Annotated in this window: 6 protein-coding genes; all 6 read left to right on the top strand. The window is 61.9% G+C overall.

The features are described from left to right. Window positions 1–34 precede the first annotated feature (34 nt). The 6 genes from rplL to fusA all read left to right on the top strand — a co-directional run bounded on the left by rplL (window position 35) and on the right by fusA (window position 12168). The gene (rplL, locus tag T31B1_RS00030) at window positions 35–415 is read left to right on the top strand and encodes a 50S ribosomal protein L7/L12 (protein WP_353247413.1); all 381 of its coding nucleotides are present in this window, start codon (window positions 35–37) and stop codon (window positions 413–415) included. A 172-nt stretch (window positions 416–587) separates the two neighbouring features. Further along, entirely contained in the window at window positions 588–4670 is a 4083-nt protein-coding gene (gene rpoB / locus T31B1_RS00025; RefSeq protein ID WP_353247412.1) for a DNA-directed RNA polymerase subunit beta, read from the top strand. 92 nt (window positions 4671–4762) lie between these two features. After that, window positions 4763–8989 carry a DNA-directed RNA polymerase subunit beta' gene (rpoC, locus tag T31B1_RS00020; RefSeq protein WP_502950900.1) on the top strand — a complete coding sequence of 1409 codons (4227 nt, stop codon included), beginning with the start codon at window positions 4763–4765 and terminating at the stop codon, window positions 8987–8989. Window positions 8990–9114: 125 nt separating this feature from the next. Beyond that, on the top strand, window positions 9115–9489 hold the full coding sequence (gene rpsL, locus T31B1_RS00015; RefSeq protein ID WP_120097584.1) for a 30S ribosomal protein S12: 375 nt from the start codon (window positions 9115–9117) through the stop codon (window positions 9487–9489). A 40-nt stretch (window positions 9490–9529) separates the two neighbouring features. Further along, the gene (gene rpsG / locus T31B1_RS00010; protein WP_353247411.1) at window positions 9530–10003 is read left to right on the top strand and encodes a 30S ribosomal protein S7; all 474 of its coding nucleotides are present in this window, start codon (window positions 9530–9532) and stop codon (window positions 10001–10003) included. A gap of 56 nt (window positions 10004–10059) precedes the next feature. Continuing rightward, window positions 10060–12168 (top strand): elongation factor G, encoded by a 2109-nt coding sequence (gene fusA / locus T31B1_RS00005; RefSeq protein WP_353247410.1) that lies wholly within the window; start codon window positions 10060–10062, stop codon window positions 12166–12168. The last annotated feature ends 58 nt before the right edge of the window (window positions 12169–12226 follow it).

The following is a 12226-nucleotide window of genomic DNA, read 5'->3' as shown; positions in this document are numbered from 1 at the left end:
GGCCTGTCGGCCCCAAACGTATTAGGAGTCTATGATGGCTGCAACCAAGGAAGAAGTACTCGAAGCGATCTCCGAGATGTCCGTGATGGACGTCGTCGAGCTCGTCGAGATGATGGAAGAGAAGTTCGGCGTGTCCGCCGCTGCGCCGGTGGCCGTGGCCGCTGGTGGCGCTGCCGGCGGCGAAGCCGCCGCTGCCGAAGAGCAGACCGAGTTCGATGTCGTGCTGGCCAGCTTCGGGGACAACAAGGTCTCCGCGATTAAGGCGGTCCGTGCGATCACCGGTCTGGGCCTCAAGGAAGCCAAGGAAATGGTCGAGTCCGCGCCTGCCACTCTGAAGGAAGGCGTCGACAAGGCCGAAGCCGAAGAGATGAAGACCAAGCTTGAAGAAGCCGGCGCCAAGGTCGAGCTCAAGTAAGGCAGGTAGCGAAAAGATATTGCATTACGCAATAACTTGACGCATCTGGGAGAATGGCTGGTAGCGGCAACGCTGCCGGCCTTTTCCCGTTGCCGCTGCTCGCCGCGCGCGCTATCCGGCCACGAAAACTTGAAGCCGTTTCGTGGTAAGTCCAACCAGAGGGTTGAGTGACATGGCCTACTCGTTTACCGAGAAAAAACGCATCCGCAAGGACTTTGCAAAACAGCCGTCCGTTCTGGAGATGCCGTTCCTGCTGGCAACCCAGATCGATTCGTACCGGCAGTTCCTGCAGAAGGATCTCAATCCCGAAAAGCGCGCGCTCGCCGGCCTTCATGCGGCGTTCTCGTCGGTGTTCCCGATGGCCAGCCATTCGGGTAGTGCTGCCCTGGAGTATGTCAGCTACCGTCTGGGCGAGCCTGTCTTCGATGAGAAGGAATGCCGTGTTCGCGGCATGATCTACTCGGCGCCGCTGCGGGTCACCGTGCGTCTGATCATCTACGATAAGGACAGCAAGGCCAACCCCAAGCCGGTCAAGGATATCAAGGAGCAGGAAGTCTACATGGGCGAAATGCCGCTCATGACCGACACCGGCACCTTCATCATCAACGGCACCGAGCGTGTCATCGTCAATCAGCTGCATCGCAGCCCCGGCGTGTTCTTCGATCACGACCGCGGCAAGACGCACAGCTCGGGCAAGTATCTTTATTCCGCGCGCGTGATTCCCTATCGCGGGTCGTGGCTGGACTTCGAGTTCGACCCGAAGGACAACGTCTACGTGCGTATCGACCGTCGCCGCAAGCTGCCGGCGACGATCCTCCTGCGCGCGCTCGGTTATGACACCGAGCAGATGCTCGAGATCTTTCACGAGACCAACATGTTCCATCTGTCCGACAAGGGCGTGGAAATGGAACTCGTGCCCGAGCGGCTGCGCGGCGAGACCGCTACTTTCGACATCAAGGCGGGCAACGATGTGGTGGTCGAGGAAGGCCGTCGTATCACCGTGCGCCATATCAAGAAGCTCGAGGAGGCCGGCGTCGACAAGCTGGAAGTTCCCGAGAACTATCTTGTGGGCAAGATCCTGGCGCGCGCGATCATCGACACCGATACCGGTGAGGAACTGGCCGCCGCCAATACCGAACTGACCGAGGAGCTGGTCGATGCGCTGCGCATGGCCGGCATCAAGGACGTGCCCACGCTGTACGTCAACGATCTGGATCACGGTCCGTATATTTCGAGCACGCTGATGGTCGACCCATCGACCACGCCGCTTGAAGCACTGGTCGAGATCTACCGCATGATGCGTCCGGGCGAGCCGCCCACGAAGGATTCGGCCGAGAACCTGTTCGAAAACCTGTTCTTCAATCCGGATCGCTACGACCTGTCGGCCGTGGGTCGCATGAAGTTCAATCGCCGTCTGGGCCGCGAGGAGGCCACCGGTGAATCGGTGCTTTCCAAGGAAGACATCATTGCGGTGCTTCGCGAGCTGGTGTCGATCCGCAACGGCGTGGGCACGACCGACGATATCGATCATCTGGGCAACCGTCGAGTGCGCTCGGTGGGTGAGATGGCAGAAAACGCTTTCCGTACCGGTCTGGTGCGTGTCGAGCGTGCAGTGCGCGAGCGCTTGTCGATCGCCGAATCCGAAGGCCTGATGCCCCAGGACCTGATCAACGCCAAGCCAGTTGCGGCCGCGGTCAAGGAATTCTTCGGTTCGTCGCAGCTGTCGCAGTTCATGGATCAGAACAATCCGCTGTCCGAGGTCACGCACAAACGCCGCGTGTCCGCGCTCGGGCCGGGTGGTCTGACCCGTGAGCGTGCCGGCTTCGAAGTGCGCGACGTACATCCGACCCACTATGGCCGTATCTGCCCGATCGAGACACCGGAAGGCCCGAACATCGGTCTGATCAACTCCCTTTCGGTCTACTCGCGGACTAACGAATACGGGTTTTTGGAAACGCCCTATCGCAAGGTCGTGGACGGCAAGGCGATCGACGAGGTGGAGTACCTGTCGGCGATCGAGGAAGGCCGGTATGTCATCGCCCAGGCCAACGCTCGCGTCGACGAGTCCGGCGCGCTGGTCGACGAGCTGGTCTCCTGCCGTCATCTCAACGAGTTCACGATGGCCTCTCCGGACCGCGTCCAGTACATGGACGTCAGCCCGAAGCAGATTCTGTCGGTGGCCGCTTCGCTGGTGCCCTTCATCGAGCACGACGACGCCAACCGTGCGCTGATGGGTTCGAACATGCAGCGCCAGGCCGTACCGTGCCTGCGTGCCGATAAGCCGTTGGTGGGTACCGGTATCGAGCGCAAGCTGGCGATCGACTCCGGCAACGCGGTCACCGCGCGCCGCGGCGGCGTGGTCGACAAGGTCGACGCTTCGCGTGTCGTGGTGCGTGTCTATGACGAAGAGACGTCCGCCGACGAGGCCGGTGTCGATATCTACAACATGGTCAAGTACACGCGTTCGAACCAGAACACGTGTCTCAACCAGAAGCCGTTGGTCAAGCCGGGCGATCGGATCCAGCGCGGCGACGTGCTCGCCGACGGGCCGTCGACCGATATGGGCGAGCTCGCGCTGGGTCAGAACCTGCTGGTCGCCTTCATGCCCTGGCATGGCTACAACTTCGAGGATTCGATCCTGATTTCGGAGCGCGTGGTCGAGGAAGACCGCTTCACCTCGGTGCACATCGAGGAGCTGACCTGCGTCGCGCGCGAGACCAAGCTCGGGCCGGAAGAGATCACGTCGGACATCCCGAACGTGAACGAGTCCGCGCTGGGCAAACTGGACGAGTCGGGCATCGCCTACATCGGCGCCGAGGTCAAGGCCGGAGATATTCTCGTGGGCAAGGTCACGCCGAAGGGCGAGACCCAGCTCACCCCGGAGGAAAAGCTCCTACGGGCCATCTTCGGCGAGAAGGCATCCGACGTGAAGGACTCTTCGCAGCGGGTGCCGCCGGGCATGGATGGTACGGTCATCGATGTGCGTGTGTTCACGCGCGACGGCGTCGAGAAGGACGCACGTGCCCTGTCTATCGAGGAAGACGAGCTCAGCGAGGTACGCCAGGATCTGGCCGATCAACAGCGTATCTTCGAAGACGATCTGTTCGATCGTCTGCGCTCCATGCTGCTGGGTCAGGTCGCCGACGGCGGCCCGAACAAGCTCAAGGCTGATGCGAAGATCACGGCCGACTATCTGGACGGTCTGGATCGCGGCAAGTGGTTCGATATCCGTCTGGCCGATGAGTCGGCCCAGTCCCAGCTGGAAGCCATCGCACAACGGCTCAAGGATCAGAAGGCCGACTTCGAGCGTCGTTTCACCTCGAAGAAGGAGAAGATCACCCAGGGCGACGAGCTCGCGCCGGGCGTGCTGAAGATGGTCAAGGTCTATCTGGCAGTCAAGCGTCGGGTCCAGCCCGGCGACAAGATGGCCGGCCGCCATGGCAACAAGGGCGTGATTTCGCAGATCGTGCCGGTCGAGGATATGCCGTATCTGGAAGACGGCACCCCCGCCGATATCGTGCTCAACCCGCTGGGTGTGCCGTCGCGCATGAACATCGGTCAGGTGCTGGAGACGCATCTGGGCTGGGCGGCACGCGGTATCGGGCTGCGTGTGGGCGAAATGCTCGAGCAGCAGAAGGCCGTCGGCGAGATTCGCGAGTTCCTGAAGAAGGCGTATTACACCGAAGGTGGCGCCCAGGAAGACATCGACAGCCTCAACGACGACGAGATGCTCACCCTGGCCGGCAATCTGGTGGGCGGCATGCCCACGGCCACCCCGGTGTTCGACGGGGCCAACGAGGACGAGATCCGGGCCCTGCTTAAGCTGGCGGGCCTGCCCGAATCCGGCCAGGCGACGTTGATCGACGGGCGGACCGGCGAGCAGTTCCAGCGTCCGGTCACGGTCGGCTATATGTACATGCTCAAGCTCAACCATCTGGTCGACGACAAGATGCATGCCCGCTCGACCGGCCCGTACTCCCTGGTCACCCAGCAGCCGCTGGGCGGCAAGGCGCAGTTCGGCGGCCAGCGCTTCGGCGAGATGGAGGTCTGGGCACTGCAGGCTTATGGCGCGGCGTACACGCTCCAGGAAATGCTCACGGTGAAGTCGGACGATGTGACGGGTCGTACCCGCATGTACAAGAACATCGTCGACGGCGATCACCAGATGCATGCCGGCATGCCGGAGTCGTTCAACGTGCTGACCAAGGAAATCCGTTCGCTCGGCCTGAATATCGAACTCGAGGAAGACGATTAGTGACGGGTGCGACGGCCCGGCCTGGCCGGGCCGTTCGCGACGGTGCCCATCGTCGTGTGACCTGCGTAGCCCCTCACGATCCGGAGTAGGACATGAAAGATCTGCTGAATCTGTTCAAGAGCGCCGAAGACGTCGAAGAGTTCGACGCCATCAAGATTGGCCTGGCCTCGCCCGAGACGATCCGTTCGTGGTCGTTCGGTGAGGTCAAGAAGCCCGAGACCATCAATTACCGTACGTTCAAGCCCGAACGCGACGGTCTGTTCTGTGCCCGGATCTTCGGCCCGGTCAAGGACTACGAGTGCCTGTGCGGCAAGTACAAGCGCATGAAGCACCGCGGCGTGATCTGCGAGAAATGCGGCGTCGAGGTCACCCAGACCAAGGTTCGTCGCGAGCGCATGGGTCATATCGACCTGGCGTCGCCGGTCGCCCATATCTGGTTCCTCAAAAGCCTGCCGTCCCGTATCGGTCTGCTGCTGGACATGCCGCTGCGAGCGATCGAGCGCGTGCTGTATTTCGAGGCCTACGTGGTCACCGACCCCGGGATGACGCCGCTCGAGCCGAATTCGCTGCTCTCGGAAGAAGAGTATCTGGATACGGTCGAGCAGTACGGCGATGAATTCGACGCCAAGATGGGCGCCGAGGCCGTGCTCGATATCCTCAAGAACATGGACATGGCCGCCGAAGCTCAGCGCATGCGCGAAGAGTTGTCGGCCACCGGTTCGGCGACCAAGATCAAGCGTCTTGGCAAGCGCCTGAAGCTGCTGGAGTACTTCCAGCAGTCGGGCAACAAGGCCGAATGGATGATCATGCGCGTGCTGCCGGTGCTGCCGCCGGACCTGCGTCCGCTGGTGCCGCTGGATGGCGGGCGGTTCGCGACCTCGGATCTCAACGATCTGTATCGTCGCGTGATCAACCGCAACAACCGTCTGCGGCGTCTGCTGGAGCTCAACGCGCCGGACATCATCGTGCGCAACGAAAAGCGCATGCTGCAGGAATCGGTGGATGCGCTGATCGACAACGGCCGTCGCGGCCGTGCGATCACCGGGTCCAACCGCCGCCCGCTCAAGTCGCTGGCCGACATGATCAAGGGCAAGCAGGGCCGTTTCCGTCAGAACCTGCTCGGCAAGCGTGTCGACTACTCGGGCCGTTCGGTCATCGTGGTCGGCCCGACGCTCAAGCTGCACCAGTGCGGTCTGCCCAAGAAGATGGCGCTGGAGCTGTTCAAGCCGTTCATCTATTCGCGCCTGCAGCGTCTGGAGCTCGCCTCCACGATCAAGGCCGCCAAGAAGATGGTCGAGCGTGAAGAGCCGGAAGTCTGGGACATGCTCGAGGAAGTCATCCGCGAGCATCCGGTCATGCTCAACCGTGCGCCGACCCTGCATCGTCTGGGTATCCAGGCGTTCGAGCCGGTGCTGATTGAAGGCAAGGCGATCCAGCTGCATCCGCTGGTCTGTACTGCCTTCAACGCCGACTTCGACGGCGATCAGATGGCCGTGCACGTCCCGCTGTCCATCGAGGCGCAGCTGGAAGCGCGCGTGCTGATGATGGCGTCGAACAACATCCTGTCGCCCGCCTCCGGTGCGCCGATCATCGTGCCCACCCAGGACGTCGTGCTGGGCCTGTACTGGATGACTCGCTCGCGCGTCAACGCGCTCGGCGAGGGGATGACTTTTGCCGATGTCTCCGAGGTCTATCGGGCCTATGACGCCCAGCAGGTTGATCTGCAGGCGCATGTGAAGGTGCGGATCCAGGACACGGAAGTCGACGAGGACGGCCATCAGACGCCGATCACGCATATCGTGGACACCACGGTGGGCCGTGCGCTGCTGTCGGAAATCTTGCCGAAGGGTCTGCCGTTTGAGTTGATCAACCGGGAACTGGGCAAAAAGACGGTTGCCGAGGTGATCAACTCCAGCTACCGGAACGTCGGCTTGAAGGACACGGTGGTGTTCGCAGACCAGCTGATGTACACGGGTTTCCGTATGTCGACCAAGGCCGGCATTTCGATTGCCGTCGGCGACATGGTGATCCCGGAAGAAAAGGGCACCGTGCTCGCGCGCGCCGAAGACGAAGTCAAGGAGATCGAAGATCAGTACACCTCCGGTCTCGTGACCCAGGGCGAGCGGTATAACAAGGTCATCGATATCTGGTCCCGTGCCAACGAGCAGATCGCCAACGCGATGATGGAAAAGCTTGGCACCGACGAAGTCACCGACGCCGAAGGCGTGGCGGTCGATCAGACATCCTTCAATTCGATTTTCATGATGGCCGATTCGGGCGCGCGAGGTAGTGCCGCCCAGATCCGTCAGCTGGCCGGCATGCGCGGCCTGATGGCCAAGCCGGATGGCTCGATTATCGAAACGCCGATTACCGCGAACTTCCGCGAGGGTCTGAACGTACTCCAGTACTTCATCTCCACGCACGGTGCGCGTAAAGGCCTGGCCGATACTGCCTTGAAGACGGCCAACTCGGGTTACCTGACGCGCCGCCTGGTCGACGTGTCGCAGGACGTCGTGATCACCGATCACGATTGCGGCACCGACAAGGGCATCATGATGTACCCGATCGTCGAAGGCGGCGATGTGGTCGAGCCGTTGCGCGAGCGCGTGCTCGGCCGCGTGCTGGCCTCGGATGTAGTGGACCCGGCCACCAACCATACCCTGCTCGATGCCGGCACTCTGCTGGCCGAAAAGGAAGTCGAGCTGCTGGAGACCAACTCCATCGACGAGGTCCATGTACGCAGTCCCATTACCTGTGAGGCTGACTTCGGCGTCTGTGCCCAGTGTTACGGGCGTGATCTGGCTCGCGGCGAGCAGGTTTCGATCGGCGAATCGGTGGGCGTCATCGCCGCCCAGTCGATCGGCGAGCCAGGCACGCAGCTGACCATGCGCACCTTCCACGTGGGTGGTGCGGCCTCCCGTGCGGTCTCGGCCGATGGTGTGGAGGTCAAGACCGCCGGTACGGTCAAGCTCCATAACATCAAAACCGTCGAGCACGCCGAGGGCGGCCATCTCGTGGCCGTGTCGCGCTCCGGCGAGATCGGTGTCATGGACGAGAACTACCGTGAGAAGGAGCGCTACAAGATCCCTTACGGGGCCCGTCTGCACGTCGCCGAAGGCGACCAGGTGGATGCTGGCGCCCGTCTGGCCGACTGGGACCCGCATACCCATCCGATCATCTCGGAAGTCGCCGGTAAGGTGAAGTTCGAGGAGTTCATCGAGGGTGTAACGGTTCAGCGCGAGATTGACGAGATCACCGGCGTGTCGACGCTGGTGGTCACCGAACCCAAGTCGCGTGGTTCGGCGAACAAGGATCTGCGTCCGGTCATCAAGCTGATCGACAATGACGGCAACGAGCTGAACTTCCCGGGCACGGAAATCCCGGCCGCCTACAGTCTGCCGCCCAAGGCGATCGTCGTGGTCGAGGACGGGCAGGAAGTCGTGGTCGGTGACGTCACGGCCCGTATTCCGCAGGAGTCGTCCAAGACGCGCGACATCACGGGTGGTCTGCCGCGCGTGGCGGACCTGTTCGAGGCTCGCAAGCCCAAGGTTCCGGCAATCCTTGCCGAGGCCGCCGGTACCATTCGCTTCGGCGAGGCGACCAAGGGCAAGCAGCGTCTCAAGATCGTCGATTCGGACGGGTATGAGAACGAGATCCTGATTCCGAAGTGGCGCCAGATCAACGTGTTCGAGGGTGAGCACGTCGAGAAGGGCGAAATCATCTCCGACGGCGAGCCCATGCCGCACGATATCCTGCGCCTGCAGGGCATCGCCAAGCTGGCTGACTATCTGGTCAAGGAAATTCAGGACGTCTACCGTCTGCAGGGCGTACGCATCAACGACAAGCACATCGAGGTGATCGTGCGTCAGATGCTGCGCCGGGTGGAAATCACCGATGCCGGTGACACCTCCTTTCTGCAGGGCGAGCAGACCGAGTACCAGACACTGCTGGCCGAGAATCGTCGTGTGGAAGCCAAGGGCGAGATCCCGGCGACCTACGAGCGGTTGTTGCTGGGCATCACCAAGGCGAGTCTGTCGACGGAGTCGTTCATCTCGGCGGCGTCGTTCCAGGAAACCACGCGCGTGCTGACAGAAGCCGCCGTACGGGGCGCACGGGACGACCTTCGCGGCCTGAAAGAGAACGTCATCGTGGGCCGCCTGATCCCGGCTGGTACGGGGCTGGCATACCATGAGCAGCGTCGTCGCGAACGGATGGGTCCGCTGGATCTGCATGGGCCGCTCACGCCCAAGCCCGCCGAGCCGGCGCCGGTCGAACCGGACGTCTCCGAGGCGGAGTCGACCAACGAAGATTCGGCGTGATACTGCGGTGGCGGGCTCGGCCTTGACAGCCGGGTCTGCCACCATTAGTATCCGCCGTCCTCTATCGGCAGTCCGGCTTGTGTCGGACTGCCTTGTTTTTTTCATCGATCGAGCAGGGTGACGACGTGTCTACGGTCAACCAATTGGTCCGCAAGGGCCGCAAAGACAAGCGCCAGAAGAATGACGTCCCCGCGCTGCAGGGCTGTCCTCAGCGTCGCGGCGTGTGCACGCGCGTGTACACCACGACGCCGAAAAAGCCGAACTCCGCGCTGCGTAAGGTCGCGCGCGTGCGGCTGACCAATGGCTACGAGGTCGCCAGCTATATCGGCGGCGAAGGCCACAATCTTCAGGAGCACTCGGTCGTGCTCATCCGTGGCGGTCGTGTCAAGGATTTGCCCGGTGTGCGCTATCACACGGTGCGTGGTGCGCTGGACGCCTCGGGCGTCGAAGCGCGTCGCCAGGGTCGTTCCAAGTACGGCGCCAAAAAGCCGAAGTCCTAGACCTCGCGCACCCGTCCAAACGAATACGGAAATCTAGCTTATGTCCCGTCGTGCATCCGCGCCGCGTCGCGAAATCCTTCCCGATCCGCGTTATCACAGCGAGCTCCTGGCCAAGTTCATGAACATGATCATGGAAGATGGCAAGAAGTCGAAAGCCGAGGCGATCGTCTACGGCGCGCTGACCCAGATCGGTACCAAAAAGGGTACGGACGAGCCGCTGGAAGTACTCGAGGAGGCGCTGGACAACGTGCGCCCGGCTGTCGAGGTCAAGTCGCGTCGTGTCGGTGGTGCGACCTATCAGGTGCCGATCGAGGTGCGCGCGGTACGTCGTACCACGCTGGCCATGCGCTGGGTGATCGATGCGGCGCGCAAGCGCGGCGAACATTCCATGGCGCAGCGCCTGGCCGGCGAGCTCATCGATGCGTCCGAGCATCGGGGTGCGGCCGTCAAGAAGCGTGAGGACACGCATCGCATGGCCGACGCCAATAAGGCCTTCTCGCACTTTCGCTGGTAGCCGCGCGACCTTTTCGCGCGACCCATTTCGCAAGAAGCCAAAGAGACAGCATTCACATGGCCCGCAAACACCCCCTCGAGCGTTATCGCAACATCGGCATCATGGCGCATATCGATGCCGGCAAGACGACCACGACCGAACGCGTCCTGTACTACACGGGCATTTCCCACAAGATGGGCGAAGTGCACGACGGCGCCGCCGTGATGGATTGGATGGCCCAGGAGCAGGAGCGCGGCATCACCATCACGTCTGCCGCGACCACCTGTTTCTGGCAGGGTATGGAGCAACAGTATCCGGAGCAATACCGGATCAACATCATCGATACTCCCGGCCACGTCGACTTCACCATCGAGGTCGAACGTAGTCTGCGCGTGCTCGACGGTGCGGTGTGCGTGCTTGACGCCAACGCTGGCGTCGAGCCGCAGACTGAAACGGTGTGGCGCCAGGCGAACAAGTACCACGTGCCGCGGATCGTGTTCGTCAACAAGATGGACAAGCTGGGTGCCGACTACTGGCGCTGTCTGGAAATGATGCGTACGCGTCTGGCGTCCACGCCCATCACGATCCAGCTGCCGATCGGCGCCGAAGACGAATTCGAAGGCGTGGTCGACCTGATTCGCATGCAGGCGATCTACTGGAATGAAGAGGATGCGGGCCGGACGTTCGAGGCGCGTGACATCCCCGAGCATCTTCAGGCCGACGCGGAGAAGTACCGCGAAGAAATGATCGAAGCCGCGGCGGAAGCCGACGAAGAGCTCATGGAGAAGTACCTCGAGAACGGTGAGCTGACCACCGACGAGATCAAGGCGGGTCTGCGCAAGCGTACGATCAACAACGAGATCACGCTGACTATCTGTGGCACGGCCTTCAAGAACAAAGGCGTGCAGGCGATGCTCGACGCGGTCATCGATTATCTGCCCGCGCCGACCGAAGTGCCGGCGATCAAGGGCGTTGATGCCAACGATCCGGACAAGGCGATCGAGCGCGGCGCGAGTGACGAAGAGCCTTTTGCGGCTCTGGTGTTCAAGATCGCCACGGACCCGTTCGTCGGTTCGCTGTCGTTCATTCGTGTCTACTCCGGCGTGCTGTCGTCGGGTGACGCGGTGTACAACCCGATCGAGAACAAGAAGGAGCGCGTCGGCCGTCTGTTGCAGATGCACTCCAACACCCGTGAAGAGATCAAGGAAATCCGCGCTGGCGATATCGCCGCGGTCGTGGGACTCAAGAACGTTACGACCGGCTATACGCTGTGCGCCCCGGATTCGCAGGTCATTCTCGAGCGTATGGAGTTCCCGGAGCCGGTGATCGCCGTCGCCGTGGAGCCCAAGACGAAATCCGACCAGGAGAAGATGGGCGTGGCGCTGTCGAAGCTCGCGCAGGAGGATCCGTCCTTCCGTGTGCGTACCGACGAAGAGACCTCGCAGACGATCATCTCCGGTATGGGTGAGCTCCATCTCGAGATCATCGTCGACCGCATGAAGCGTGAGTTCGGCGTCGAAGCCAATGTCGGTGCGCCTCAGGTGGCCTACCGCGAAACCATCCGCAAGGAAGTCGAACAGGAAGGCAAGTTCGTTCGTCAGTCCGGCGGTCGCGGTCAGTACGGTCATGTCTATCTGCGCATCGCGCCGCAGGAAGAGGCCGGCGCGGGCTACGAGTTCGTCAACGCCATTACGGGCGGCGTCGTGCCGAAGGAATACATTGGCGCGGTCGATAAGGGCATTCAGGAGGCCATGCAGAACGGCGTGGTCGCCGGGTATCCGATGGTCGATATCAAGGTCACTCTCTACGACGGCTCCTATCATGACGTCGACTCCAACGAGTCCGCGTTCAAGATCGCCGGCTCGATGGCATTTAAGGACGGCGCCCGCAAGGCGTCGGCTGTTCTGCTTGAGCCGATGATGGATGTCGAGGTGGTGACGCCCGAAGACTACATGGGCGACGTGATGGGCGATCTGAATCGCCGTCGCGGCAACCTGAAGGGCATGGAAGACATTCCGACCGGCAAGCAGTTGTCTGCGTCCGTGCCGCTGTCGGAGATGTTCGGTTACGCGACCGATCTGCGCTCGATGAGCCAGGGGCGTGCAACCTACACCATGCAGTTCGACAGCTATGCACAAGCGCCATCGCACATTGTCGAAGCGCTCACACGAAATCAACAGGCCTAAGAGGAACGCATCGTGTCCAAATCCAAATTCGAGCGTAACAAGCCGCACGTAAACGTCG

It is taken from the genome of Salinisphaera sp. T31B1 (genome assembly GCF_040361275.1).
GTDB lineage: Bacteria > Pseudomonadota > Gammaproteobacteria > Nevskiales > Salinisphaeraceae > Salinisphaera.
This window is presented reverse-complemented; position numbering and strand designations above follow the sequence as displayed.